The 26873-nt window shown below is 53.0% G+C and carries 27 protein-coding genes and 2 tRNA genes; 16 read left to right on the forward strand and 13 right to left on the reverse strand.

Translation table 11 applies throughout. The annotated features are described in order from the left end of the window. Positions 1 to 9: 9 nt before the first annotated feature. Complete coding sequence (rnt, locus tag FD428_RS11735) at positions 10 to 657, forward strand: ribonuclease T (RefSeq protein ID WP_047457270.1); 648 nt, start codon at positions 10 to 12, stop codon at positions 655 to 657. Between the two features lie 110 nt (positions 658 to 767). Here the strand turns inward: rnt and grxD are convergent, their stop codons facing one another. Then, on the reverse strand, positions 768 to 1115 hold the full coding sequence (gene grxD / locus FD428_RS11740; RefSeq protein WP_003832760.1) for a monothiol glutaredoxin 4: 348 nt from the start codon (positions 1113 to 1115) through the stop codon (positions 768 to 770). A 337-nt stretch (positions 1116 to 1452) separates the two neighbouring features. Here grxD and FD428_RS11745 point away from each other — a divergent pair, with 337 nt between their 5' ends. Further along, positions 1453 to 2265 carry a C40 family peptidase gene (locus FD428_RS11745; protein ID WP_024130372.1) on the forward strand — a complete coding sequence of 271 codons (813 nt, stop codon included), beginning with the start codon at positions 1453 to 1455 and terminating at the stop codon, positions 2263 to 2265. Positions 2266 to 2390: 125 nt separating this feature from the next. Beyond that, on the forward strand, positions 2391 to 2972 hold the full coding sequence (sodB, locus tag FD428_RS11750) for a superoxide dismutase [Fe] (RefSeq protein WP_058669061.1): 582 nt from the start codon (positions 2391 to 2393) through the stop codon (positions 2970 to 2972). Between the two features lie 46 nt (positions 2973 to 3018). On the opposite strand, the gene FD428_RS11755 is transcribed toward sodB, so the two are convergent. Both FD428_RS11755 and FD428_RS11760 read right to left on the reverse strand, forming a co-directional pair. Continuing rightward, positions 3019 to 4185: an MFS transporter gene (locus FD428_RS11755; protein WP_012132541.1), complete on the reverse strand. Its 1167-nt coding sequence runs from the start codon at positions 4183 to 4185 to the stop codon at positions 3019 to 3021. A gap of 174 nt (positions 4186 to 4359) precedes the next feature. Next, positions 4360 to 4449: a cytochrome bd-I accessory subunit CydH gene (locus FD428_RS11760; protein WP_096753851.1), complete on the reverse strand. Its 90-nt coding sequence runs from the start codon at positions 4447 to 4449 to the stop codon at positions 4360 to 4362. Between the two features lie 297 nt (positions 4450 to 4746). Here FD428_RS11760 and purR point away from each other — a divergent pair, with 297 nt between their 5' ends. Continuing rightward, positions 4747 to 5772, forward strand: a complete 1026-nt coding sequence (gene purR, locus FD428_RS11765; protein ID WP_012132544.1) for an HTH-type transcriptional repressor PurR — start codon at positions 4747 to 4749, stop codon at positions 5770 to 5772. Here the strand turns inward: purR and punR are convergent. Next, on the reverse strand, positions 5769 to 6701 hold the full coding sequence (punR, locus tag FD428_RS11770; RefSeq protein WP_012132545.1) for a DNA-binding transcriptional activator PunR: 933 nt from the start codon (positions 6699 to 6701) through the stop codon (positions 5769 to 5771). The genes purR and punR overlap by 4 nt on opposite strands. A gap of 112 nt (positions 6702 to 6813) precedes the next feature. On the opposite strand from punR, the gene punC reads away from it, so the two are divergent. Both punC and cfa read left to right on the forward strand, forming a co-directional pair. Beyond that, positions 6814 to 8019: a purine nucleoside transporter PunC gene (gene punC / locus FD428_RS11775; protein ID WP_114848529.1), complete on the forward strand. Its 1206-nt coding sequence runs from the start codon at positions 6814 to 6816 to the stop codon at positions 8017 to 8019. Positions 8020 to 8309: 290 nt separating this feature from the next. After that, positions 8310 to 9458 carry a cyclopropane fatty acyl phospholipid synthase gene (gene cfa, locus FD428_RS11780; RefSeq protein WP_012132548.1) on the forward strand — a complete coding sequence of 383 codons (1149 nt, stop codon included), beginning with the start codon at positions 8310 to 8312 and terminating at the stop codon, positions 9456 to 9458. Between the two features lie 39 nt (positions 9459 to 9497). On the opposite strand, the gene FD428_RS11785 is transcribed toward cfa, so the two are convergent. After that, the gene (locus tag FD428_RS11785; RefSeq protein ID WP_012132549.1) at positions 9498 to 10139 is read right to left on the reverse strand and encodes a riboflavin synthase; all 642 of its coding nucleotides are present in this window, start codon (positions 10137 to 10139) and stop codon (positions 9498 to 9500) included. Positions 10140 to 10356: 217 nt separating this feature from the next. On the opposite strand from FD428_RS11785, the gene mdtK reads away from it, so the two are divergent. From mdtK to FD428_RS11805, 4 genes are all read left to right on the forward strand, one after another. Then, complete coding sequence (gene mdtK, locus FD428_RS11790; RefSeq protein WP_047457282.1) at positions 10357 to 11730, forward strand: multidrug efflux MATE transporter MdtK; 1374 nt, start codon at positions 10357 to 10359, stop codon at positions 11728 to 11730. A 151-nt stretch (positions 11731 to 11881) separates the two neighbouring features. Next, positions 11882 to 11958 (forward strand) — tRNA-Val (locus FD428_RS11795). A gap of 4 nt (positions 11959 to 11962) precedes the next feature. Then, positions 11963 to 12039 (forward strand) — tRNA-Val (locus FD428_RS11800). Between the two features lie 298 nt (positions 12040 to 12337). Then, positions 12338 to 14638, forward strand: a complete 2301-nt coding sequence (locus FD428_RS11805) for a TonB-dependent siderophore receptor (RefSeq protein ID WP_049010736.1) — start codon at positions 12338 to 12340, stop codon at positions 14636 to 14638. Positions 14639 to 14710: 72 nt separating this feature from the next. On the opposite strand, the gene FD428_RS11810 is transcribed toward FD428_RS11805, so the two are convergent. Next, a complete protein-coding gene (locus tag FD428_RS11810; protein ID WP_114848531.1) occupies positions 14711 to 15649 on the reverse strand; it encodes an alpha/beta hydrolase in 939 nt (312 codons plus the stop codon). Between the two features lie 243 nt (positions 15650 to 15892). Between FD428_RS11810 and FD428_RS11815 the strand changes: the two genes are divergently transcribed. Beyond that, a complete protein-coding gene (locus FD428_RS11815; RefSeq protein ID WP_110494299.1) occupies positions 15893 to 16795 on the forward strand; it encodes an endonuclease/exonuclease/phosphatase family protein in 903 nt (300 codons plus the stop codon). 135 nt (positions 16796 to 16930) lie between these two features. Then, the gene (locus FD428_RS11820; RefSeq protein ID WP_096753850.1) at positions 16931 to 17071 is read left to right on the forward strand and encodes a hypothetical protein; all 141 of its coding nucleotides are present in this window, start codon (positions 16931 to 16933) and stop codon (positions 17069 to 17071) included. Between the two features lie 96 nt (positions 17072 to 17167). On the opposite strand, the gene FD428_RS11825 is transcribed toward FD428_RS11820, so the two are convergent. Continuing rightward, the gene (locus FD428_RS11825; protein ID WP_024130375.1) at positions 17168 to 17347 is read right to left on the reverse strand and encodes a hypothetical protein; all 180 of its coding nucleotides are present in this window, start codon (positions 17345 to 17347) and stop codon (positions 17168 to 17170) included. A 304-nt stretch (positions 17348 to 17651) separates the two neighbouring features. Between FD428_RS11825 and FD428_RS11830 the strand changes: the two genes are divergently transcribed. From FD428_RS11830 to FD428_RS11845, 4 genes are read left to right on the forward strand one after another with little or no spacing between them, the layout of a single operon-like run. Then, a complete protein-coding gene (locus FD428_RS11830) occupies positions 17652 to 18485 on the forward strand; it encodes an ABC transporter substrate-binding protein (RefSeq protein WP_104868715.1) in 834 nt (277 codons plus the stop codon). Position 18486: 1 nt separating this feature from the next. Beyond that, positions 18487 to 19305, forward strand: coding sequence for an amino acid ABC transporter ATP-binding protein (locus FD428_RS11835; protein ID WP_112002403.1), 819 nt, complete (start codon positions 18487 to 18489; stop codon positions 19303 to 19305). Further along, complete coding sequence (locus FD428_RS11840) at positions 19305 to 20084, forward strand: amino acid ABC transporter permease (RefSeq protein ID WP_114848532.1); 780 nt, start codon at positions 19305 to 19307, stop codon at positions 20082 to 20084. The genes FD428_RS11835 and FD428_RS11840 overlap by 1 nt, the downstream gene beginning before the upstream one ends. Beyond that, positions 20074 to 20751 (forward strand): amino acid ABC transporter permease, encoded by a 678-nt coding sequence (locus FD428_RS11845; RefSeq protein WP_012132563.1) that lies wholly within the window; start codon positions 20074 to 20076, stop codon positions 20749 to 20751. The genes FD428_RS11840 and FD428_RS11845 overlap by 11 nt, the downstream gene beginning before the upstream one ends. A gap of 5 nt (positions 20752 to 20756) precedes the next feature. Here FD428_RS11845 and ydhT read toward each other — a convergent pair whose 3' ends face one another. The 6 genes from ydhT to FD428_RS11875 form a co-directional block, all read right to left on the reverse strand. After that, positions 20757 to 21569: a protein YdhT gene (ydhT, locus tag FD428_RS11850; protein ID WP_114848533.1), complete on the reverse strand. Its 813-nt coding sequence runs from the start codon at positions 21567 to 21569 to the stop codon at positions 20757 to 20759. Between the two features lie 3 nt (positions 21570 to 21572). Continuing rightward, complete coding sequence (gene phsC / locus FD428_RS11855) at positions 21573 to 22358, reverse strand: thiosulfate reductase cytochrome B subunit (protein WP_071258170.1); 786 nt, start codon at positions 22356 to 22358, stop codon at positions 21573 to 21575. After that, positions 22355 to 23023 (reverse strand): 4Fe-4S dicluster domain-containing protein, encoded by a 669-nt coding sequence (locus FD428_RS11860; protein WP_070518460.1) that lies wholly within the window; start codon positions 23021 to 23023, stop codon positions 22355 to 22357. The genes phsC and FD428_RS11860 overlap by 4 nt, the downstream gene beginning before the upstream one ends. A 63-nt stretch (positions 23024 to 23086) precedes the next feature. Beyond that, the gene (locus FD428_RS11865; RefSeq protein ID WP_104868717.1) at positions 23087 to 23731 is read right to left on the reverse strand and encodes a YdhW family putative oxidoreductase system protein; all 645 of its coding nucleotides are present in this window, start codon (positions 23729 to 23731) and stop codon (positions 23087 to 23089) included. A gap of 10 nt (positions 23732 to 23741) precedes the next feature. Continuing rightward, positions 23742 to 25844 carry an aldehyde ferredoxin oxidoreductase gene (locus FD428_RS11870; protein WP_047457312.1) on the reverse strand — a complete coding sequence of 701 codons (2103 nt, stop codon included), beginning with the start codon at positions 25842 to 25844 and terminating at the stop codon, positions 23742 to 23744. Positions 25845 to 25864: 20 nt separating this feature from the next. After that, on the reverse strand, positions 25865 to 26491 hold the full coding sequence (locus tag FD428_RS11875) for a ferredoxin-like protein (protein WP_012132569.1): 627 nt from the start codon (positions 26489 to 26491) through the stop codon (positions 25865 to 25867). Positions 26492 to 26873: the final 382 nt, after the last annotated feature.

Raw genomic sequence — 26873 nt, forward strand, 5'->3', positions numbered from 1 at the left:
GAGACCCAGATGTCCGATAACGCTCAACTTTCCGGTCTGTGCGACCGTTTTCGTGGTTTTTATCCTGTCGTCATTGATGTCGAAACGGCGGGATTCAATGCCAAAACCGATGCGCTGCTTGAGGTTGCCGCCATCACGCTGAAAATGGATGAACAAGGCTGGCTGATGCCGGACACGACGCTGCATTTCCATGTTGAGCCGTTCGAAGGCGCAAACTTACAGCCCGAAGCGCTTGCCTTTAACGGAATCGATCCTTCTAACCCGCTGCGCGGCGCGGTCAGCGAGTACGATGCGCTGCATGCTATTTTCAAAATGGTGCGCAAGGGAATTAAAGACAGCGGTTGCAATCGTGCGATCATGGTCGCCCATAACGCCACGTTCGATCACAGTTTTATGATGGCCGCCGCTGAGCGCGCTTCGCTGAAACGTAACCCCTTCCACCCCTTCGTGACCTTTGACACTGCGGCCCTGAGCGGCCTGGCGCTGGGACAGACCGTGCTGTCAAAAGCGTGTCTGGCGGCGGGAATGGCGTTTGATGGAACGCAGGCGCACTCTGCGCTATACGACACCGAACGAACGGCCGTTCTGTTTTGCGAAATCGTTAACCGCTGGAAGCGTCTTGGCGGCTGGCCGTTGCCGGTACCAGAAGAGGCATAATCGTGTCGGGTGGCGGTGCCCGCGCGTCCTGATAAGCGACGCGCCATCAGGCAACCGCGTTTTCAGCAAAAAAAAAGCGACCAGATGGTCGCTTTTTTATTTCGGCTGAATTACTCAGCGTCAGGCTCTTCGGTTTTGTATTTTGCCGCAGTTTCTTTGATCAACTGCTGCAACTCACCGCGCTGGTACATTTCAATTAAGATATCGCAGCCGCCAACCAGCTCACCGTCCACCCACAGTTGCGGGAAGGTCGGCCAGTTTGCATATTTCGGCAGCTCGGCGCGGATGTCCGGGTTTTGCAGAATATCGACATAGGCAAAACGTTCACCACAGGCAGAAAGCGCCTGAACAGCCTGCGCGGAAAAACCGCAGCTTGGCAGTTTTGGAGAGCCTTTCATGTACAGGAGAATCGGGTTTTCAGCGATCTGGCGCTGGATTTTTTCGATAGTGGTGCTCATTGTCTTGCTTCCTTAAACTTCTTTACGGCAGTAGTCTGACATTGTAGCGGGTCAGGCTGGCAACGGAAAATAACATTTTCATCACGCTTTACTATTTTATCGTCTGAAGCCTGAAGTTGCATTCTAAATATCTCTTATCCACTTAAACAGTATGGAATTGTTTATCTGTTGACCCGTTTCCGCTTTTGTTGCTGCTTTTTTTTGCACTCAATAACGAAACGCGATTTTAGATGACAAAAGCTATTAACTTCCGGGGATTTTATAGATTAGAATCGATGCGTTTTGTAAATCATACGCAGGCATGAATTCGACCTGCCCTTAACCAGAGGATTGCTCAGTGGCGCGGATAAACCGGATCTCGATCACGCTCTGTGCTTTGCTTTTTACCACGCTCCCTTTTACGTCAATGGCGCATGCTTCCCGGCAAGCCAGGGCGACGCCTGCCGCGCATGTCACGAAAACGGCAGATAAGCAGAAGAACACCGCGACCAGCAAGAAAAAAACGAAGACTGCAAAAAAAGCCGTGAGTAAAACCCAAAGTAAAACGGCCTCCACATCGAAAAAACGCATTGCCTCCCCTGCGAAAACCAGCAAAACCGCAAGCCGTCGTAGCAAACCCGCCACCACACAAACCGCCGCCGTAACCTGGACGGAAAAATGTACGCCGCGCAAGGGTCGTAAGCCGCATTGTGTCAAAGTAAAAGGCGCCCCGCTTGCCATTGCCGATGCGCATAAAGCGAAAATGCAGAAAGCCACCAACACGGCGATGAATAAATTAATGAATCAGATTGGCAAACCGTATCGTTGGGGCGGAACGTCTCCACGAACCGGTTTTGATTGCAGCGGTCTGGTTTATTACGCGTATAAGGATCTGGTGAAATTCCGCATCCCGCGTACTGCAAATGAAATGTACCATTTGCGTGATGCCGCGCCGATTGAACGTGGCGAACTGAAAAATGGCGATCTCGTGTTCTTCCGTACTCAGGGTCGCGGTACTGCCGATCACGTTGGCGTTTACGTTGGCAACGGCAAATTTATTCAGTCTCCGCGCAGCGGTCAGGAAATACAGATTACCTCTCTTAGCGAAGATTACTGGCAGCGCCATTACGTGGGCGCACGCCGGGTCATGACGCCGAAAACCATTCGATAAAACGTTACCCTGTAGTATGGCTACAGGGTAAGTTCTTCTTTTGTATCACCTTTCAATTTGCTACCCTATCCTTACGTACAATAAGGTTATTGTGCGCACCTAATATAAATATAAGGAGAGAAGCAATGTCGTTTGAATTACCTGCATTACCGTATGCCAAAGATGCTCTTGCACCACACATTTCTGCTGAGACGCTGGAATATCATTACGGCAAACATCATCAGACCTATGTGACCAACCTTAACAACCTGATCAAAGGCACGCCGTTTGAGGGGAAATCACTGGAAGAGATCGTTCGCAGCGCTGAAGGCGGCGTCTTCAATAACGCGGCACAGGTCTGGAACCACACCTTCTACTGGAACTGCCTGGCGCCTGATGCTGGCGGCGAACCAACGGGTAAACTGGCTGACGCCATTGTCGCGTCCTTCGGCAGCTTTGCCGATTTCAAAGCACAGTTCACCGACGCCGCAATTAAGAACTTCGGTTCCGGCTGGACCTGGCTGGTTAAAGGGACGGATGGGAAACTGGCTATCGTCTCTACGTCGAATGCCGGTACGCCGCTGACCACCGACGCCACGCCGTTGATGACCGTGGATGTGTGGGAACATGCCTACTATATCGACTACCGCAATGCCCGTCCTGGCTACCTGGAGCACTTCTGGGCGCTGGTAAACTGGGAGTTTGTGGCGAAAAACTTCGCGGCATAAAGAGAATAACGCAGAAGGGAGTCCCTTCTGCGTTTTAATGCTGCGCTTAGTTCGCCACGCAAACGTCTTCAGGCTGTCTGCGCGCAGAGACAAAGACCAGCAACAGCGCAAGCCCTGCCACAATCGCCCCCATCACCGGTACGAAGCTGTAGCCCAAACCACCGGAAATCACTGCGCCCCCCGCCGCTGCGCCAAGCGCATTACCGAGATTAAAGGCACCGATATTGACCGATGAAGAGAGGCCTGGCGCTTCGCTGGCAACCCGCATAACGCGCATTTGTAAAGGCGGAACCACCGCGAATGTCGCCGCCCCCCATACCACCATGCTGATAGCAGCACCCACTTCATTGCGCGCCAGGAACGGGATCGCCAGCATAATCACCATCAGCAGCAGCAAAAATCCTTTCAGGGTGCCGTTAACCGAACGATCCGCCAGTTTTCCCCCCAGGTAGTTGCCGATAGAAAAGCCAACGCCAATCAGTACCAGCATCCCGGTAACGAAAGCAGGCGTTGCATGCGTAATGCTGTGCAGCACCGGGGCGATATAGGTATAGAGCGTAAACATCGCGCCTGCGCCCAGAACGGTGGTCAGTAATGCCGATAACACCTGTGGTCGCAACAGCACCGCCAGCTCTTTGCGCACCTCAGGGCGCTCTCCCGCCCCGCCTTTCGGCAACGAGAAAAAGAGGCTAATCATTGAAATTACGCCCAGCCCCGCCGTCGCCATGAAGGACATACGCCAGCCAATGGTTTCCCCCAGCCAGGTCGCCGCAGGAACACCGCCAATATTGGCGATCGTCAGCCCCATAAACATGGTGGCGACCGCGCTGGCCTGTTTATGTTTGGGTACGACGCTGGCCGCCACCACCGACCCCAGACCGAAGAAAGCGCCGTGATTCAGGCTGGTCAGAATCCGCGACAGCATCAACGTAGTGTAATCCGGCGAGATGGCCGACAGCACATTTCCGAGGGTAAAAATCGCCATCAAAAAAATAAGCGCATTACGACGTGCGCGATGGGAAAGCAGCAGCGTCATCAACGGCGCGCCGACCATCACACCAACGGCATACGCGCTGATTAGCATTCCGGCCGCAGGAATCGAGACATCCACGCCGCGAGCGATAACGGGCAACAAGCCCATCGGAGAGAACTCGGTGGTTCCAATACCAAATGCGCCAATTGCCAGCGCCAGTAAGGGATAATTTATTTTCATACATCGACTCCGCAGCTTCGTGCCGTCACGGGGCACGCAAAAGAGTCAAAAGCATGACATCAATCACAAAACTAATAAAGTAAGCAAAATAGCAAAAGACTTTTACGATTTGGTTAAAAATGAGGAAGAAGAGAGAGGAAAGACAGAGGGAGAATGCTCTCCCTCAGAGGTAAATCAGTTCAGTGCGGCAGTCAGACCGCCTGCGACAATCAGGCCCAGCACAATAATGGTGGTCACTAACGAAAATTTCAGATCGGTGCTCATCAAGTTTTCTCCTTTTTATTCCCACACAAAAAGTGATATTGCGCATTTTTACACACTTGAATGCAAAAATCTCCCATGATTTATATTGATAAGCGCTTTTAACTCTTCCCCTTTTCGTCAAGATCAGACAAAATTCCACGCTTACTTGATTAGCGTACCGGCCATTGCCCCCTTCCTGATGTTCCGTGTCGTTTTCCCGGCGTGCCGCAACCCTGACGTTGCGATCAAGGTGTGTAAAGGCAAACGTTTACTTACAGTATTTTCAGGAGTTCAGGATATGGTCTGGAGTGAGATGTAATGGCAACAATTAAAGATGTGGCGAAGCGAGCAAACGTTTCCACTACAACCGTATCACACGTAATTAACAAAACGCGCTTCGTTGCGGAAGAGACGCGCAACGCGGTATGGGCAGCCATTAAAGAGTTGCACTACTCTCCCAGCGCGGTTGCCCGCAGCCTGAAGGTTAACCACACCAAATCGATTGGTTTGCTGGCGACCAGCAGCGAAGCCGCCTATTTTGCTGAAATTATCGAAGCCGTTGAAAAGAACTGCTTCCAGAAAGGATATACGCTGATTCTGGGCAACGCCTGGAACAACCTGGAAAAACAGCGCGCGTACCTCTCCATGATGGCGCAAAAACGCGTGGATGGCCTGCTGGTCATGTGTTCCGAATACCCTGAGTCCCTGCTCTCTATGCTTGAAGAGTATCGCCATATCCCGATGGTGGTGATGGACTGGGGCGAAGCCAAAGCGGACTTTACCGATACGGTCATTGATAACGCCTTTGCAGGCGGCTATATGGCCGGTCGTTATCTGGTTGAACGCGGGCACCGTGAAATTGGCGTGATTCCCGGCCCAATGGAACGCAACACCGGCGCAGGTCGTCTGGCTGGCTTTATGAAAGCGATGGAAGAAGCGCTGATAAACGTACCGGAAAACTGGATCGTTCAGGGTGATTTCGAGCCGGAATCAGGCTACCGCGCAATGCAGCAAATGATCTCCCAGTCTCACCGCCCGACGGCCGTATTCTGCGGTGGCGACATTATGGCGATGGGCGCGTTGTGCGCCGCTGACGAGATGGGGCTGCGCGTACCGCAGGATATCTCGGTCATCGGCTACGACAACGTGCGCAACGCGCGTTACTTTACGCCTGCGCTGACGACGATTCACCAGCCGAAAGATTCTCTGGGTGAAACGGCCTTCAATATGCTGCTTGACCGTATCGTCAACAAACGCGAAGAATCGCAGTCCATTGAGGTGCATCCGCGTCTGATTGAGCGTCGCTCTGTCGCCGATGGCCCGTTCCGCGACTATCGCCGTTAATCCCCTTCTGCGGGAGCCTCTTCCGGCTCCCGTAACCACTCTTTATTCAGCGTTTCGCTGTCGCCCAGATAGTCCAGTAGCCAGGCCAGCGCGGGCGACGTGTCGTTCTGCTGCCACGTCAGACAGCACGCCGCATCAGGAAACGGATTCTCAAGCTGTAGCGCCACCCATTTCCCGCTGTCGATCCACGGCTTAGCAAAGTGGGTCGGCACCATTCCCACACACAGTCCCGCTGAGAGGCAGGTCGCTGAAGATTCCCAGTCCGGCACCACCACGCGTTTTTGGTTATCCAGCAGCCAGGTGATGCGCTTCGGAAGCGTACGCGAGGTATCCTCCCGGACCAGCGACGGCCAGTTGCGCAACGTATCGTCACTGAGCGGGCCAGCCATTGACGCCAGCGGATGATGGCGGGCGACCACGCAGCTCCAGCTCAGCATCCCCATATCGCGAAAGGTGTAGCGTCCCCCAACCGGAATGGCCTGCGTCGCGCCGATAGCCAGCTCCACGCGCCCGTCCGACAGCGCATCCCAGACGCCGTTAAATACCTCCTGAAAGACCAGCAATTCCACATCATCAAAATGACGATAAAAATCAACAATCATCTGCCGGGTGCGCTCCGGCTTAACAATATTGTCGACCGCAATCGCCAGTTGACCCCGCCAGCCGTTGGCTATCTGCTGGCACTGCTGCCGGGTGATCTGCATTTTTTTGATAACAGAGCGCCCTTCCTTTAAAAACCATGCCCCGGCGGGGGTCAGTTCAACATCCCGATGGCGTCGTTCGAAAAGCGGCACCGCCAGCCACTCTTCCAGTTGACGGACGGTGTAGCTCACCGCAGAAGGCACGCGGTGCAACTCCTGCGCCGCAGAACTAAAACTGCCATTACGGGCAACGGCATCAACCACTTCGAGTGAATATTCTGACCACATATTCTGCCTGCAAAAATTTTGAATCCAGTAGCCAAATATTAGCGTTTCACAAGCAGAATTTCACTCCCTACACTCAGCGGCAATGTCTTACTTCTGGAAAAGAGAAACAATTATGCAACCCGGAAAAGGTTTTTTAGTCTGGCTGGCGGGTCTCAGCGTGCTGGGCTTTCTGGCAACAGATATGTATCTGCCCGCGTTCGCGGCAATTCAGGCCGACCTGCAAACACCGGCGGCGGCTGTCAGCGCCAGTCTCAGTCTGTTCCTGGCCGGTTTCGCCGTCGCGCAACTGCTGTGGGGGCCGCTGTCAGACCGTTACGGGCGTAAACCCATTTTGCTGCTGGGTCTCTCCATCTTTGCGCTGGGCAGTCTGGGGATGATGTGGGTCGAAAGCGCTACCGGGCTGCTGGTACTGCGTTTTATTCAGGCGGTGGGGGTTTGTGCCGCTACGGTGATCTGGCAGGCGCTGGTGACGGATTATTATCCAACGCAAAAAATTAATCGCATCTTCGCCACCATTATGCCGCTGGTCGGTTTATCGCCCGCCCTTGCGCCTTTACTCGGCAGTTGGATCCTGACGCATTTTTCCTGGCAGGCCATTTTTGCCACGCTGTTCATCATTACGCTGATATTGATGCTGCCCGCCTTACGCTTAAAGCCAACAACAAAAGCACATGACCACAGCCAGGAAAAACTGACCTTCGCCAGCCTGCTGCGTTCACAAACTTATCGCGGCAACGTCCTGATTTACGCCGCCTGCTCCGCCAGCTTTTTTGCCTGGCTGACGGGTTCCCCGTTTATCCTCAGCGAAATGGGCTATAGCCCGGCGGTAATTGGCCTGAGTTATGTACCGCAGACCATCGCGTTCCTGGTGGGCGGTTACGGTTGCCGCGCGGCGCTGCAAAAATGGCAGGGTCAACAGCTGTTGCCCTGGTTACTGGTTCTCTATGCGCTGAGCGTGGTCGCCACCTGGGGCGCCAGCTTCATCAGCCATGTTTCGCTGACAGAGATCCTGATTCCATTCTGTGTGATGGCTATCGCGAACGGCGCGATCTACCCTATCGTGGTCGCCCAGGCGCTGCGCCCCTTCCCACAAGCGACCGGACGCGCAGCAGCCTTACAGAACACGCTGCAACTGGGTCTGTGTTTCCTGGCAAGCCTGGTCGTTTCGTGGCTGATCAGCACGCCGCTGCTTACCACCACCAGCGTAATGCTGTCGACGGTGGCTCTGGCGGCGCTGGGATACTGGCTGCAACTTCAGGCGCAGGAACCGGCCACGCGCGCAGCAAACACCGAAGTTGCGCACAGCGAATCTCACTAAAAATGTTCAACAACAGGTAATTAGCTCGCTAACAATTTTCGGTTGTATCATCGAATTTTGAGGCCTATACTAAATTTCGGTTGTTAATATTACGATAATTATTATGCGTTAACGGGAACCGGAGCGTTCCCGTTTCACCACGGATGGCCTTTTCGGTAAGGGTTCCTCCCTTCCTCTGTTCTACGTCGGATAATAGACTCGCGGAATTATTCCGTGAGATTTCTCACAAAGCCCAAAAAGCGTCTACGCTGTTTTAAGGTTCTGATCACCGACCAAGTGATGGAGAAGCTATGAGTTCATCGTGTATAGAAGAAGTCAGCGTACCAGATGATGACTGGTATCGTATCACCAACGAATTGCTGGGCCGTGCGGGTATCGCCATCAATGGCACTGCCCCAGCGGATATTCGTGTTAAAAACCCCGATTTTTTCAAACGTGTATTACAGGAAGGATCGCTGGGGTTAGGTGAAAGTTATATGGATGGCTGGTGGGAATGCGACCGACTGGACATGTTTTTTAGTAAAGTCTTACGAGCCGGGCTCGAAAACCAACTCCCCCACCATTTCAAAGATACGCTGCGTATCGCGGGCGCACGCCTGTTCAACTTACAAAGTAAAAAACGCGCCTGGATAGTCGGGAAAGAACATTACGATCTCGGCAACGATCTTTTCTCCCGCATGCTCGACCCGTATATGCAATATTCCTGCGCTTACTGGAAAGATGCCGACACACTGGAATCCGCCCAGCAAGCGAAGCTGAAGCTCATTTGTGAAAAACTACAGTTGCAGCCGGGTATGCGCGTGCTGGATATCGGATGCGGCTGGGGTGGCTTGTCCCAGTTTATGGCGTCCAATTATGACGTCAGCGTCGTTGGCGTCACGATTTCCGCCGAGCAGCAAAAGATGGCCCAGGAACGTTGCGCAGGTCTGGACGTTTCTATTCGGCTACAGGATTACCGCGACCTTAACGATCAGTTTGATCGCATTGTGTCCGTTGGTATGTTTGAACACGTCGGGCCGAAGAACTATAAAACCTATTTTGAAGTGGTCGACCGTAATTTGAAACCGGACGGTATTTTCCTGCTCCACACTATCGGTTCCAAAAAGACGGATAATAATGTCGACCCGTGGATCAATAAGTATATTTTCCCGAACGGGTGCCTGCCGTCTGTTCGCCAGATTGCGAATGCCAGCGAATCGCATTTCGTGATGGAAGACTGGCACAACTTTGGCGCAGATTACGACACCACCCTGATGGCCTGGTATTCTCGCTTTATCAACGGCTGGCCGGAAATTGCAGATAATTACACCGAACGGTTTAAACGCATGTTCAGTTATTATCTGAATGCATGCGCCGGGGCGTTTCGCGCCCGTGATATACAGCTATGGCAGGTGGTTTTTTCTCGCGGCGTCGAACACGGCCTGCGTATTCCCCGCTAATCCTGATAACCCCCGCGCTGCGGGGGTTTTTACGTCGGGTTACGCGTCGCCTGCATGCAGATTCGCCGCGCTTTCCCGTGCCGCCAGCACGCGCTCGACGGTGTCAACAACCGCCTGGGTTTGCGGATCAATTTCGATATTGACGCGAGCGCCCAGTTTTTTCTTACCCAGCGTGGTGCGTTCCAGCGTCTCCGGGATCAGATGAACGCAAAAGCGCGTTGGCGTCACTTCCCCTACCGTCAGACTGATGCCATCGATGCCGATGAATCCCTTATACAGGATATATTTCATCAGCTGCGGGTCCTGAACTTTAAACCAGACCTGACGATTATTCTCAGAGGTCAGAATTTTCGAAATTTCAGCCGTGGTCATAATGTGACCCGACATTAAATGCCCGCCAATCTCATCGCTGAATTTCGCCGCACGCTCCACGTTAACGAGATCGCCGACGCTCAGATCGCCAAGATTGGTAATGCGTAACGTCTCTTTCATCAGGTCAAAGCTGATCTGATTACCGTTTATTTCAGTGACGGTCAGGCAACAGCCGTTGTGCGCCACCGATGCGCCAGTCTCCAGCGCGTCCAGCATGTGTTCAGGTAATTCCACGACATGCGTGCGGAAATTCGGTTTTTCATCAATCGACACCAGTTTCGCGGTGCCCTGCACAATACCTGTAAACATACCTGCAACTCCTGAAATCAGTTAATACATCTCTGCCCAGCACAATAGCAGGTGGAAAATCAGGTTGCCAGCAAAGCGCTAAAAGCACCTGTTTTTTCACTGGAGAATTACGTATTCCTCGCTACAATAGACTGAAATTTCCCCTGCATTTTCTTCTTGCTGCCATTTAAGGCGGCTTTTTTAGTCTCTCAAATAACAACAAATAATAGGTGTATACGTGCAGAAGTATATCAGTGAAGCGCGTCAGTTATTAGCTCTGGCAATACCGGTGATTCTTGCGCAAATCGCCCAAACCGCGATGGGATTCGTCGATACCGTGATGGCTGGCGGGTACAGCGCCACGGATATGGCTGCCGTCGCTATCGGCACATCTATCTGGCTGCCCGCCATTCTGTTTGGTCATGGGCTGTTACTGGCTCTAACCCCGGTTATCGCGCAGCTCAACGGCTCTGGCCGCCGCGAACGCATCGCTCACCAGGTGCGACAAGGCTTCTGGCTGGCGGGCTGTGTGTCCGTTCTCATTATGTTTGTGCTATGGAATGCCGGATACATTATCCGTTCTATGCATAACATTGATCCTGCGCTGGCGGATAAAGCCGTGGGCTATCTTCGCGCGCTCCTGTGGGGCGCGCCGGGATACCTGTTCTTTCAGGTTGCGCGTAACCAGTGCGAAGGTCTGGCAAAAACCAAACCCGGCATGGTCATGGGCTTCCTTGGCCTGCTGGTCAACATTCCGGTGAACTATATATTCATCTATGGCCACTTCGGTATGCCGGAACTCGGCGGCGTGGGCTGCGGCGTTGCCACGGCGGCGGTCTATTGGGTGATGTTTATCGCGATGGCCTCGTATGTGAAACGTGCGCGTTCAATGCGCGATATCCGCAACGAGCGCGGATTCAGCAAGCCGGATACGGCGGTCGTGAAACGTCTGGTACAGCTAGGTTTGCCGATCGCCCTGGCGCTGTTTTTTGAAGTCACCCTGTTTGCCGTGGTGGCGCTGTTGGTTTCACCGCTGGGTATTGTGGATGTCGCAGGCCACCAGATTGCCCTGAACTTCAGTTCGCTGATGTTCGTATTGCCGATGTCGCTGGCGGCTGCGGTTACCATCCGCGTGGGCTATCGACTTGGCCAGGGCTCAACGCTGGATGCCCAGACAGCCGCCAGAACCGGACTGGGCGTCGGGGTTTGCATGGCCGTTATCACCGCAATTTTTACCGTGACGTTACGTGAGCCTATCGCCCTGCTCTATAACGACAATCCTGAAGTGGTCACGCTCGCCGCGCAACTGATGCTGCTGGCGGCGGTGTATCAAATTTCCGATTCGATCCAGGTTATCGGCAGCGGTATTTTGCGTGGTTATAAAGATACGCGGTCGATTTTCTTTATTACCTTTACAGCTTACTGGGTGCTGGGATTACCGAGCGGTTATATCCTCGCGCTGACCGATCTGGTGGTGGATCGCATGGGACCGGCCGGGTTCTGGATGGGCTTTATTATCGGCCTGACGTCTGCGGCTATTATGATGATGCTGCGTATGCGATACCTGCAACGCCAGTCATCAGCGATTATTTTGCAGCGCGCTGCGCGATAAATCAGCAATAGCCGCCGGACGGCGGCTATTCTCTCGACATTTTGCGCGTTTCCTCTGCAATCGAGTGAAATCAGGAAGAAAATTACGTTTTCCCTCTTGCCTCATTCCGGCTCTGCCGCTAATATTCGTCCCCGTTGTCATCTGCAACATTGCGTTCATAGCTCAGTTGGTTAGAGCACCACCTTGACATGGTGGGGGTCGTTGGTTCGAGTCCAATTGAACGCACCATCCTGCGTCTGTAGCTCAGTTGGTTAGAGCACCACCTTGACATGGTGGGGGTCGATGGTTCGAGTCCATTCAGACGCACCATTCTTTATCCACACAGCACACTGTTCACACAGCACATTGTTCCCACAAATCTTTCCTGAATTCATGGTTTGACCGTTGTACAGACCAACAACCGCAACTGTCCCTTCACGCCTGCTGCCCTGATATTAATTATCTTACTGATTTTATTCTATTTAATAACCTGAAATTGCCGCTAACGGCAGCGCGCTCGCACGACTAAAAATGTAAATGATAATCATTATTGTGTTGCAAATGAGAAATATTGCTAATAAGTTATTTCACGCAATTTCTCTTTTAACAATGGCAAGTGATTAATATCATGATAAAAAAGGCATATAAATTATCGCTTTTGAGTTCGCTTATTGCAGGGAGTCTGGCGATTCCTGCGGTACAGGCTGACGACATCAAAACAGCGGCAAACCAGAAAGCAGAACAAACAAACGCCAGTAACCCACCGGAGAAACAGGCTGCCCGCGACAAAGAAATAAACAGCGGCGAAACCATGGTCGTGACGGCCAAAGAACAGACGCTCCAGGCCCCCGGCGTCTCTATCATTGACAGCGAGGCCATTAAAAAACGGCCAATACAGCGCGACGTCGCTGAGATCATTCGCACCATGCCGGGCGTCAATCTCACCGGGAACTCTAACAGCGGACAACGCGGGAATAACCGCCAGATTGATATCCGCGGCATGGGGCCGGAGAACACTCTGATTCTGATTGACGGTATGCCTGTCTCCAGCCGCAACTCGGTGCGCTATGGCTGGAGCGATGAGCGCGATACCCGTGGCGACACCAACTGGGTGCCGCCAGAAATGATCGAGCGCATTGAGGTCATCCGTGGCCCGGCCGCCGCGATGTACGGCAGTGGCGCAATGGGCGGGGTCGTCAATATCATCACCAAACCGGCGACGGACGAATGGCACGGCAGTTTAAATACCTATTACAACTTTCCACAGCACAAATCCGAAGGCAGCACCAAACGCTATAACGGCAGTTTAAGCGGCGCGCTGGCGGATAATCTGACCCTGCGAGTCTACGGTAACTGGAATAAAACGCAGGCTGATGCCCAGGATATCAACGAAAACCACACGACCCCGCGTATCGGTTCTTATGCCGGTAGCTACCCCGCTGGCCGTGAAGGTTTTATCAATAAAGACATCAATTCAGCTCTGCGCTGGGAATTTATGCCGATGCAGGCGCTGGAACTGGGGGCCGGCTACAGTCGCCACGGCAACCTGTATGCCGGTGATACGCAAAACACCAACAGCAACGCGCTGGTAAAAAAATATTATGGCAAAGAAACAAACGTTCTCTACCGCCAGACGCTCAGCCTGAAATATACCGGCGCCTGGGACAGCGGCGTCACCACCAATAACTATGTGCAGTTTGAAAAAACGCGTAATACCCGCCTCAATGAAGGCCTCTCTGGCGGCATCTCGGGGATTTTCAGCCCGTCAAATGAAGGGTTCTCGACCATTTCGTTGTATGACACCAACCTGCACTCGGAAGTGAATATCCCGCTTGACCTGTGGGTTAGCCAGACGCTGACCTTTGGCGCGGAATTTAACCACCAGGCGATGAAAGATCCGTCGTCGAATACCGAATCCACCACCGGCGGAGGCTCGGTTCCGGGGATTGCCGATACCGGGCGCAGCAAATACAGCTCAGCGGATATTTACGGCATCTTTGCGGAAGATAACCTTGAACTGACGGACAGCACCCGTCTGACCCCTGCCATTCGCTTCAACCACCAGAGTATTAGCGGCAGTAACTGGAGTCCGTCACTGAACCTCTCCCAGGAACTGGGCGGTGACTTCACGTTAAAACTGGGTATTGCCCGCGCATGGAAAGCACCAAATCTGTATCAGACCAACCCCAATTACCTGTTGTTCAGTAAAGGCCAGGGATGCTACGGCGGCGGCGCCTGCTATCTGCAAGGCAACCGCGATCTAAAAGCAGAAACCAGCGTCAATAAAGAGGTAGGGATTGAATATAATCATGATGAAGTGCAGGCCGGGCTGACCTGGTATCGCAACGACTACCATGACAAGATTGCAGCCGGTGACTCGGTTGCGGGCAAAGCCACCTCCGCAAATATTTATCAATGGGAAAACGTGCCAAAAGCCGTCGTTCAGGGGCTGGAAGGGACGTTCAATTTCCCGCTCGCCGATACGCTGAAGATGAAAAATAACTTCACCTATATCATCGAGAACAAGAATAAGAAGAGTGGAGATTACCTGTCGGTTATTCCCAAATACACCATCAACTCAACGCTGGAGTGGCAGGCCGCTAACGATCTGTCGGTGCAGGGTACGCTGACGTGGTATGGCCGCCAGAAACCGAAAAAATACACTTATCAAGGGAACCCCACTTCGGGCAGCGAAACCCGACAGGTATCGCCTTATGCGCTGGTGGGCATGAGTGCGACTTACGCGGTGACGAAATATGTGGATGTGACCGCAGGGATCGATAACCTGTTCGACAAGCGCCACTTCCGTGAAGGGAATGCCCAGACCACCGGTAACGCCACCACGGGAGCGTATCTGTGGGGAGCCGGTGCGAACACCTATAACGAACCTGGCCGCACCTACTACATGCAGGTGGGGCTACACTTCTGACGACCACCAGACTCGCATCATAGCGTAATGGCTAAGGGCGGCTTCCCGCCGCCCTCTTCACTCACTGCCCGGTTAATCGCAGCGCGCTGCCCCGGGAGTCTCCTCCGCGCTCATATTCAGTAATGCACTCTGAAAAGAGGCGGTGAACATCGGCCCGTGCGTCAACCCCGGGTAATTCCACCAGGCAACCGCAAGCCCGTCTTTTTGCAGGGCGGAAACGGCGTCGCGGGTTTTATTCAGGATATCGGAAACCGGAGTCTGCGCGTTTTTCCCCGGTGAAGCGGAACCTTCCATGAAAAATAAACGCTTATGGCAATTTTTCGCGGCATCCATTGTGGTTAACCGGGTTAACAACGAGGAATTGTCTCTTCCCAGCGATGGGCTGGCGCTGTAGTAAAACCGAAAAAATGACGACGACAGCCACGAATCAAGGACGAATAAGCCGCCGTAGGAGTGTCCCCATACGCCGCGTCGTTCAGGATCGATGTTGAGTCCTTGTTCCGTTTGCGGCGCGATACGCGTCTCCAGCAGTCGACGGAAGTCCCCACTGCCGCCACCCGGTCGACGGTAGCGTCCCTCCGCCCCGCTTTTCACTTCCAGCGCGGGCGTATAATCATAGGCTCTGCCGTTCAGATCAAAGGGTAAGTGGGTCTGGTAGCCGATGGCGACAATAACGGGGGGCGTTTTTTCCGCCAGTTGTTTCAGCAAGTCCTCCGTCAGGCGGTCCATCACCGCGTTGCCATCCAGCATATACAGAACCGGATAACCCGACGCTGGCGGCGTTTTATCAGGAATGCCAGTCCAGACCTTGTAATGCCTTTTTCCGTCGGCGGAGTCGAAATTTTCAACCCTGAAATGGTAAAACGCGGAACCCCGATCGGCGATATTCGGTCCCAGCGGCTCCATATCCGGCCTGGCATACCCTTTCGCGCCATACAGCAGAGTAATGCAAGAGATTGCTAAAAACGGCGCCATGCGACGACACCCGTTTCGATACTCACGGCCATACATCTCTTCGCTATTCCTTTTTTTACAGGTGAAATTCAGATTTTTACAACATTACATACAGTTACCCGAAAGGCTCTGCGGGTCAAGTAAACCGTTACGGCCTTCATTCACATTTAAAATTCTGGTGAATGTACTTTAATCACTTATTTCGCAAAACAATATAAGTTTGTGCAAAGTCTCACAGTAACCTATTTTTATGCGCGTTATAGTGGCGACAACAGCAAATAAACAAGGCCTCTATTCGTTATGAAAAACATCTTTACACTGACATTCCTCGCGCTAAGCTGCCTTTCCACACACGCTATAGCCAGTGAAAAACTTGCCGGTAATGAAATTCTCGCCGTTCAGAAAGGCGGTGTCCCGGATAAGATTTATGAAAACAACAAGCCTCATTTAAGAATTGCGACCTATAACATCGGCAAAAATGAAGCGTCCGAAAATGTAGCTGATTTTACGTCGCTTAACGCCGCTATCAAAAAAATTGCAGCCGATATCATTGCGGTTCCAGAGGTTGATAATAAAACCGCAAGAAGCCAAAAGATTGATCAATTGAAAACGATCGCCGATGCAAATAACTACCACTATGCCTTTGGTAAGGCGCTGGATTTTGACGGTGGTGAATACGGGCTCGGCATTTTATCGAAATACAAAATTCAGCATACTCAGGTTATCAATTTACCCTCAGGCGATGCAGAACAACGGGTAGCATTACTGGCGCAAATTGAGGTTCCAGGTTTCGATACGCCGGTACTGGTCATGGTTACCCACCTTGACTGGCAAAAAGATCCCACCATGCGAATTGAGCAAGTCCGCCATCTGCTGGATGTCAGTATTGGCGATGCGTCATCCGATTTTAAAGATATCGCCTCTTCAATAAAAATTCTGGCTGGCGATTTCAACTCTACCCGTGACGAACAGCCGTTAAAAGAAATTGGCTATTTCTTTAATCCGGTTGAGAAACAGGGGACGGATTATCGTACATGGCCTGCGGTTAACCCGGCGATTGATATTGACCACATCTTCACTTTCAAGGGGCAAAAATGGGATGTGAAGAAAATAGACATTCCGCATAACTCCCCTGCTTTCACCTGGTCGTCGGCAAGCGATCATCTCCCCTTTATCGCGGATATGGAACTCACCGAGCAGTAACCTATTGGCAGGGATGGCGGGATTTCCACTTTCCCTGCTGGCAACCGCACCGATCGCCAATAGCGCAAGGTGCATCAATCACAGATTTTGCCCTATACTGGAAAGCTGGCAAACACTGAACTAAACAGGTGATTGATGGATATTGATCTCGACAATCTGGTCTTTGACGGACTGGAGGAAGCGCAAGAGCGTAACGCTGAACGTGTGGAAGACGCAGATAAAAAAGCCCAGGCGGTTATTGCGGATGATGACTGCGGCGATGCCTGCAAAATATAACGACAGAACCGGCGTGATGCCGGTTTTTTTATTCAGGATTAAGCCGCAGAAAGCGCGCAGATTTCGTTCCAGTATGCCTCGCGCGTTTGTCGATGTTCAGCGTTCTGTTTTATCACGGAACCACTCCGGATCAATGTTGGCGATATCCACGCCATACAGGCTGGCGACAGGAAGAACAGACTCAACAATACGCTGAAGATGAGGCTCCGCATCGTACTGTCGGGTCTGTGGACGTGCCTTCACCACAGTATGCCAAAGACGTTTAAACCCATTCATCTTCTCCGCCCCTCTGTCTGTATGCTGGATGCGTTTTATTGCAGCGCATTCGCGTGAAAAAATGAAATACGAAATCCTGCCATCCTTGTGCATTTATTGCATTAGACCATCCCATTTTAATTCACCGACTATTAACATCTGTTTTACTAATATCTTTTTGTATATAGATAAGAATCTTTTCTTATTTGGTGACGACGGCGAGTTGTGGGAGCGTAAAAAGACAAACCCAATCATGTCGCGAATGTAGCGGCCTTTTTGACCGCGACATGAATTATTTAGCGTCTCTACAGGGATATCAAAGAAGATGATGGCAACGACAATTCACAGCACTAAAAAAACATTACTGGCATTAAGTGCGCTATTCGCATCCGGTATTGCCGCATTACCCGCCCAGGCCGATCAACTGGCGGATATTAAAGCTGCCGGCGTAGTGAAAGTGGCCACGTTCGATGCGAACCCGCCGTTTGGCTCCGTCGATCCGCAAACGCATAAAATCGTTGGCTACGACGTTGATTTTGCCGAAGCGCTGGCCAAATCGTTGGGAGTCAAACTGGAACTGGTCGCCACCAACCCAGCCAACCGTATCCCGTTACTGCAATCGGGTAAGGCCGATCTGATCGTCGCGGATATTACCATCACCCCGGAGCGCGCCCAGGTTATCGACTTTTCCGTTCCCTATTTTGTCACCGGGCAACAATTCCTGGTTCCGGCGACCTCCCCCGACAAGCTGGATGAGTACAGCCGCGCGCGAATTGGCGCGGTGAAAGGAACAACGGGGGAACAGGCGCTGCACCAGCGTTTCCCGCAATCCCGCGTGCTGGCCTATGATGATATCCCGCTGGCGCTGACCGCGCTGCGTAATGGCAACGTTCAGGCGATCACCCAGGACAGCACCATTCTGGCGGGCCTGTTAAGCGGGGCGCCGGACAAAGCCAACTTTAAAATCCTACCCGACCTGCTGAGCAAAGAGGAAATCGGCGTCGGGGTGAAAAAAGGCGAACCCGCGCTGTTAAAGGCGGTGAACGATGAACTGCTGAAGCTCGAGGCCACCGGACAGGCGGCTAAAATCTATGACGTCTGGTTCGGCCCCGAAACCAAAAATCCACAGCCGCGCGCCTTTAAAATAGAAGCGAAGTAATATGCTCTCAGGTTTGTTTACCCGCTCCGCAGCTTCGGCTGCGGATTTTACGCATTTGCGTCAGGCGCGCGTTGAACTGCGCGATGTGATCAAACAGTACGACGGGCACCGGGTATTAAACGGTGTCAATCTGACGGTGGAACCCGGAGAAGTCGTTACCATCCTTGGGCCATCCGGTTCGGGAAAATCCACGCTTATTCGACTCATCAACCAGCTTGAGTCATTAAGCGGCGGCGATATTTTTATCGATGATAAGCCCATTGGTCAGCTCAAGGGCGCAGCGCTGCGCCAGTTACGCAGCCGCATCGGATTCGTATTCCAGCAATTCAACCTTTACGCCCATCTGACGGCGCAGCAGAACATTACGCTGGCGCTGGAATATGTGCATGGCTGGAATAAAGAGGCCGCCCGGCAGCGAGCCCGCGAGTTGCTGGACCAGGTGGGTCTGGCTGAAAAAGCCGACGCATTTGCCGCCCAGCTCTCTGGTGGACAGCAGCAGCGCGTCGCCATTGCCCGCGCGCTGGCCTCCTCTCCGCAAATTATCCTTTTTGATGAACCAACATCCGCGCTGGACCCGGAAATGATCGGCGAAGTCTTACAGGTCATGAAGAACCTTGCCCACAGCGGGATCACCATGATCGTCGTTACGCACGAGATGCACTTCGCGCGCGAAATTGCCGACCGTGTCGTGTTTATCGATGGCGGCGATATTCTGGAAGTCGCCTCGCCGGAAGTATTTTTTACCCGTCCGCAGCACCCCAGAACCCAGCGCTTCCTGAAGAAAGTGCTCGATCCGTTACACCAGGAGTCATCGTTATAATGCTTACTCTGGACTGGCAGGGGGTGCTGAGCGGGCAACCTCTGCAATGGGTCATCTCGGGTTTTTTGACCACGCTCTGGGTCACGCTGGCAGGCGTTTTGCTATCGACACTGCTGGCGATTATCCTGCTCGCGCTACGTCTCTCCGGCAACGCATTCGGTCGCCATCTGGTCGCCGCCTGGGTCTCGCTGTTTCGCAATACGCCTCTGCTCGTGCAGTTGATGTTCTGGTACTTCGCAGCGTGGAATTTTCTGCCCCGTGGCGTGATTGATTTCGTTAATACCGACCATTTTTGGTCGATCCTGCCTGGCGATGTCTGGTGGCTGACGCCAGAATTCCTCTGCTCCGCATGGGGGCTGGGGGTATTCACATCGGCCTTCCTGGTTGAGGAGATCGCCTCGGGGTTGCAGGCGGTATCCGCCGGGCAGCGAGAGGCCGCGGTATCGCAAGGTTTTTCCGCGTGGACGACCCTCCGCCATATTCTGCTCCCCCAAGGGCTGGCAAACGCCTGGCAACCCATCGTGGGGCAATACCTTAACCTGATGAAACTCTCATCGCTTGCCAGCGGTATCGGCTTTGCCGAACTGACCTATCAGGTGCGACAAATTGAAAGCTATAACGCCCATGCTCTGGAAGCCTTTGCCGTCGGCACCGCGCTCTATTTGCTGACCGGCATTGTATTGGGTCTGCTACTGGCGCGGCTAAACCCCGCCCCGGCCAAAAGAGTGAAACCCAAAACGCGTATTTTCAGCCTCAGGAGTCCACACCATGATCGCTAATATTTCGGTCATTACCGACAATCTGGATTACCTGCTGTGGGGACGCGCTGCTGATGGTCAACCCGGCGGCGTGCTTCTCACATTGTTGATGGCGCTGGGTGCTGGCGTGCTGGCGCTTCCCGGCGGGGTGGTTCTCGCCTGTCTTGCCTGGCGATTTCCGGGCGTTATCCGTAATGGGCTGTTTCTCTGGGCGGAATTTATTCGCGGCATTCCGCTGATCTTCGTGATCTTCTGGATGTGGTATTTGCTGCCAATGCTTACCGGAAGCGATCTTCCCGGCGCCGTTACCGTCACGCTGGCGCTGGCCTGGTTTACTGCGGCATCGGTGATGCACTCCGTTTATGCTGGCATAAACGCGCTTCCTGCCGGGCAGTACGACGCCTCGGTAGTGCAGGGATTTCGCCCGTTTCAGGCATTATGGCTCATTCTGCTTCCCCAGGTGCTACGCAATGTAATGCCGTCATTGACCGGCATTTTTATCGGCCTGCTGAAAGACACGTCGCTGGCGTTTATTGTTAATGTTCCTGAACTGACTACCGTCGCCGGTCAGGTGAATAACCGGGTACAGATTTACCCGGCGGCCATTTTTATCTTTACCGGACTGGTCTATTACCTGCTCTGTTTTGGCCTGGAGAGATTCACCCGTCGACGATTTGCCATCCGATAAACGGCTCAACACTCAACAAACTGATGTTGTTCGTTGAGGCGATATTTTACCCCGGCGCGTATGTTGTTCTCGCCTTCAATGGCAACGGCGAAACGGGTACGTTCGCCATCGTGATACGCCAGCGCGGCACAGCCGCCGGGCCCCAGTATCAGGGAGTCAACGTGCCCGGTGCTGGCGATGACCGCATTGTCACCGCTGGTAACGAGATGAACATTCTCTCCGCTGTTGGCAATTCTGGCATTGGCGCCAAAGCTGACAACCTGTGCCAGATCGCCATTGCTGGCAATATTGCTCCTGTCACCCAGCGTGCTGATGCGCACCCGCATTCCCGCACTGGCAATACGACTCCCGTCACCGGCGCAGCTTACGCGGGTTGAGTTCCCTGCCACCGCCACCCGCGCGCGATCGCCGGAACAACCTATATGCGTGTTGTAGCCTGCGCTGCCAATGCGCGCGCAGTACCCCGCGCTGGCAATCTGCGAAGCGTACCCCACGCTGGCAATTTTGACGTTATCGCCCGCACATCCCAGATGAACGTTATCGTCCGCGCAGGCAATGTGTTCGCTATTACCGTGGTGCGATTGCGCACTCACCAGGCTGTCCATCGCGCTGATATCCTGACGCGCAAAGCTCTCCTCATCCAGCCAGCGCGACCAGGCATATTCCACCAGGCTATTTGCCCAGTCGAGATAGCCTTCACTGCTCAGCGCCCGATGCACGTCGGCGTAGCTGCCGCCATTCGGAAAGCGACGGACAAACCAACGATACATGACGGGCCCGACTCGCCAGGTACGTAAATCCTCTCGCGTAATGATCATCCGTTAGTGCCGATGATAGCCATCAACCATGCAGCGGAAGGTCTCACCGGGCGTACGACCTGTCGTGCAAAGGTAAAGATGACCGAAGATAAAAAAGAGGCTAACGATCGCCAGCGCGAAATGCGCCTGCAACAGCCAGTAACGCACGCCGGGGAACAGATCGCCCGCCGCCTGCGGATAAAGCGACAGTAGTCCGGTTATCAGCAACAGCGGCACCAGGCCGTACATCACCCCGAGATAAGCGACCTGCTGTAACGGGTTGAATTTAGACTGTGTGGTGGCGGGAAACGGATGTTCCTCACCCTGCATAATGCCGAACAGATAGAAGCGGGTCTGCTTCATCGCTCGGCCAATCCAGCCCTCGCGGCGAATAATATAATGGTGTCCGTTGCCGCCCAGCATGTTGATCAAAACAAAACCCAGCCAACACGCCAGCAGCAGAAAACCACAGATCTCATGCACCGTCAGCAGGCTCTTCATCACCGACGCGCCAACCAGCGAGAAATGATTGATCAGCCCGCTGCCGAGCAGGAGCACAAACAGTAGCGCGTTCGACCAGTGCCACAATCTCACCGCTTTTGAGTACAGGTAAACCTTTTCACCGTGACCGGCCGCGGCTTTGTTGGCGGCGCGAAACCGCAGCATGGCATGCAGCCCCAACACCAGCCACATCGCTGCCAGCATCAGTCCGGCGATGACTAACCAGACAGGCCAGTATTCGGGAGAAAACACGGGGACATAGTTCGCCAGTTGGGCATGGAACTGTTCAGCATTCTGCGACGCGTTCATACATTTTCCTTTTTAATCAAATGTTGACCGAACCGGCGATACAGATGCGGTTTTCCGGCGCCTGCGAGTTGGTGTTGATAGAATTTGTTCTCCTTCAGCCAGGTCTGAATTTCCGGGCTGTCTTCACGACCAAAAATCAATGCGTGCTCCGGGCAAGCATTCACGCAAATCGGCGGGAACCCCTTTGCCAGGCGAGATTCGGCACAAAAGTCGCATTTATCCGCCACTTTGGTTTGTGGATTGAGATAACGCACCTGATACGGACAAGCGCCTATACAGTAGCTACAGCCGATACAGCGCGATTCGTCTACCCGCACAATACCGCGCTCATCACGCCAGGAGGCGCCGGTCGGGCAAACATCAATACAGGGCGCATCTTCACAGTGCTGGCAGGACTGGCGGAAATAGTGATAAACGGTTTCGTTTTCATTATCCGAAACAGGAATATGCGCGATGGATAAACGACTGCCCTGAGCCGGAACGTGGTTGGTCTTGCGACACGCCCGGGCGCAGAGATTGCAGCCGTTACACCGGGATTCGTCATGAATCATGGCATAACGCACCGCTTTGCTATTCTTCGTGTTCGCTAACAAATTTTGGCCGGGCCCGCTGAAAAAAATCACCGTCCCCATACCAAGCACAAATTTTCGTCGAGTGAAGGACATCTGGTTATCCTCTAATCCGGTGGCAGCGATCGCCCACGCTTTCCATGACATCACCCTGAACAATCAGGGATTCTGAAACTGCTCAACCTCAAGCCATTCGCATAAGCCATATGCCTTGCCGTAGCTCATAAAACGTTCGCTAAACAGATACGGCACGTCGTTGGACGACGCCACACGGCGAATATCCGCGTAATCCGGGTGCGTGTCGATCGCGGCAAGGGCTGTCTCTATTTGCTGCGGCGCAAAGCGGTATGGCGGTTGTTCCAGCATGGCGACCTTGTAGGGTCGCGGATAGGTCTGGCAATCAAAACGCACCGCCTGTGCGATAGCCCGGCAAATATCGTTCTCCACCACCTGCACACACATGTCGGCATAGTTAGCGGTCATGGTTTGCGTCGAGTAGTAATAATCATCCTGAGCACCCTGTACGCAGGCGATATCCGCCCCTGTCTCGCTCTGAAGCAGCGTCTCCAGCAGCGGCATTAACGCCTCTTCCTCCACTGAATACGGCGGTTGCAGGAAAAGCGCGCGAGCCACCAGCTGGCCTGAAGCAGAATGCTGGCGGATGAACTCCGCCATGATCTCTGCCGGACTCGCGGGAGGCGCCGGTTCATCCACTCGCCTTTCATGCTGATGTAAGCCTTGCAGCCACTGCCGCTTTTCAATATCCACCTCAGGCGTGGAGTGTTCGCCCTCTGAATGACTCATCTCACCTTCCTTACGCTGGCAGCAGATTCTGCGCGGCCAGATCGGCGGCGACATCCTCAAGACCGAGGCGATGCAACGTTTCTCGCGTCGGGCATCCCAGTTCAGGGTCCCAGCCCATCTCGGTATAAAAGAGCGTCAGGGATTCACGCATATCGTCACGATCCATTTTGTCAGTCCCTTCAGTGAACACCGGAATGTTGGGATCCTTGTCAAAAACCCACGAACAGATGAGATCGTGTTCATTGCGCATATCTTTGGTCTGCATCAGTTTGACGGTATAGGCGCGATGGAGCGTGAAAATACGTTCTGCGGCTAAATCAAGGCTCGCCTGGGTGGTTTCATCCCCGGTCACCGCCTGGAAAAATTTCGCTTCCAGGTCCAGATCCCCACGATAATTTCGGCTCTTTAACGGCGAAACGGTCATCGGCCAGACCCAGTTGCACAGCGTCACGGCGTTATGCAGGCAAACTTTGAGCAGCGTCCATTTGGCATACTTGATTTTCGCCGCGTTGATCGGCGTGTAATTTTTAGTCTCATCGTAGGCGTCTTCAGAACCAAACAGTTCCGCCGCGACCTCTCGCTGTAGCTTCAGCGGTAAACCAGAACCAATAAAGTTGATGTGGGTGTGGGTCATGCAGTCACGGTTAAACATGCAGTTGGTAATTGCCCCCACCTGCGCCGACGCTTCGTTAGCATGGTGTACCGGATAGCCAAACGGCGACCACAGTTTGTTTTTATCGTACGCCCAGTATTCCTCACCCAGATTCCAGCGCTCGGCAATAGCGTATGAACCATCCGCAAGATGGCTCAACTCTCCTTTGCGATGCGCCAGGCGATAGTAGAAATCCTTGATAAAGTTGGGATCGCCCGCTTCCAGTTGATCCCAGCGGATCTCCGCATATTCCTCAGCCGGAAGCACGCGCTTGAACACGCCTTTGCTGTAGCAATACGTGAAGTCACGGTGCAACTGCCCGTAGTTACACCAGATACCGTAGTCGTCAAACAGGTTCAGGCCGATCAGATTGCCGATAACGCGGCCATCGTCCTTGTCGTCAAAATCTTTCGGGCCGTGCGGGAAGATCGTGGTATGGACAAAGTTTGCCACGCAGGTATTCCCCCCGGTGCTCGGTACGCCAAAATCCTTTACCCGTGGAATATTGAGCTGCGACATGCAGCGGATCGGGCATGAGTGGCAACCGCTCATTTTCACGGTGTATTTTTCAGCCGCCGGACCTAAGTCAAACACGGATTTATAGGTGCGAAAGCCGACCGTATTTTGATTACCCGGCGGGATCTCGCCGGTTTCAACAGGCCCGCCCTCTGCGGCCCCCCAGAACAAGCCTTTACGCGCCGTCCAGCGCGAGGCCGGTGAGGAAAATTCCGCCCATGCCTGCGGGGTGCTCGGCACAACATGATTATTATTGGCGCCAATCAGCTCCGTCATCATGTAGTCATTCAGCCGCTTCATCTCTTTGCGATCGGCAATATTGACCCCTTTGGTGCCCTCAACGGCAATGGCCTTGAGATTTTTCGACCCCATCACCGCGCCGGTTCCCGCCCCGCCGCTGTGGTTACGGCTGTTGAGCATACAGGAGAGCGGCACCAGGTTTTCACCCGCCTGACCAATGGCCGCCACGCAGGTCTCCGGGCTGGTCATACGGCAGATCTCTTCGGTCGTGGCGCGCGTCCCTTTGCCCCACAGAAAATCTGCTTTTTCGAGGCTGACCTTGTCATCTTTAATATTGATCCACACAGGCGAAGCGGATTTACCCTCAATAATAATCGCGTCGTACCCGGCAAATTTCATTTGTGCCGCAAAGAAGCCGCCCATATGCGCATCGACAACCAAATTACCTTTAGTAAACGTAGAGAGCGAAGTGATATTGACGCGGGAACTACAGGGCGCGCCAGATCCGGTCAGCGGGCCGGTGGCAAATACCAGTTTATTTCCTTCATCGAAAGGTTTCGTGCCAGGCGGGACTTCGTCATACATAATTTTGTAGCCGAACCCCATTCCGCCGACAAATTTTTTATATTTACTGGAATCTTCGAGGGTAATATCGCCTGTTGTAAGATTGACCCGTAATATATTACCTGTCCAACCGTTAGCCATAATGTTTTCCTTTGCAAGATTCAAACAGTAATATCTTTCCACTCGATAACTTTCAGCGCCCCTGTTGGACAGGCGCTGGCGCACTCGCCGCATAAAACACATTTTGACGATTTTTTCGTTTCGCTGTTTACGGTAGCCATCATCCAGGGGCAGGCAGTGGTACAGGCGCTACAGCCAATACATCGCTTATGATCAACCGCGATGCAGCCATCGTCCTGTTTCCAGGTAATTGCGCCGATTGGGCAGACCTTCATGCACTGCGGGTCCTTACACTGGCGACAGGTATCTGCGGTGTAGTTTAAATCGCCGTACAGACCGCCGCCGGAGCCGACGCCATTGTCGCCAAAGAAGTAATTACGGTGAATCTTAATGCGGGAGAAGAACGAGCCCACGGCGCCATCGTTGTAATTGGTGCAGGAGATTTCGCAGCGATGGCAGCCTGTGCAGCGGGCGCGTTGAGTCACTAAGACCCCTTTGGGCGTGTTTATCAGTCCTACCGTACCGCTATCAACGTCTTCCTGTTTGCAGCCAAAAAGTGACAGCAGCGCGGGAGCGATAGTTAATCCTGCCAGACCCTTTCCTGATATACGCAGAAATTCGAGCCGCGTTAAGCCAAAATCTAATATTGGACGTTCGACCTGGTTCATTTATTTCGCATCCTCTTCGCAAACACAGTGCTGACAACACCCGATGTTTTGCCCTAACCGGATCGCATACGTCATATCATTAAATACAAATAGACTAATCCTAAAGAGTTAGGCACATAAATAATGTGGTTATTCAGTGCTATTAACTTTGATCGTTATCAATTAAAAACCGGAAGTGAAATAATAAAAGCGGAGTGATATTTATTATCATTTAGAGGATATAAAACACGGCAACCTATTAATAATTAATAATGTGACCTCGTTCCCATTATTAATATCAATCGCCTTCGTTATATATTAATATACATATCGATATTAATATAAACGCGATATCTGATTATTTACAAGGTGAAGAATTTAAATACCGGGAATAAGGGATGAC

This window comes from Citrobacter sp. TBCP-5362, assembly GCF_005406305.1.
GTDB lineage: Bacteria > Pseudomonadota > Gammaproteobacteria > Enterobacterales > Enterobacteriaceae > Citrobacter_B > Citrobacter_B koseri.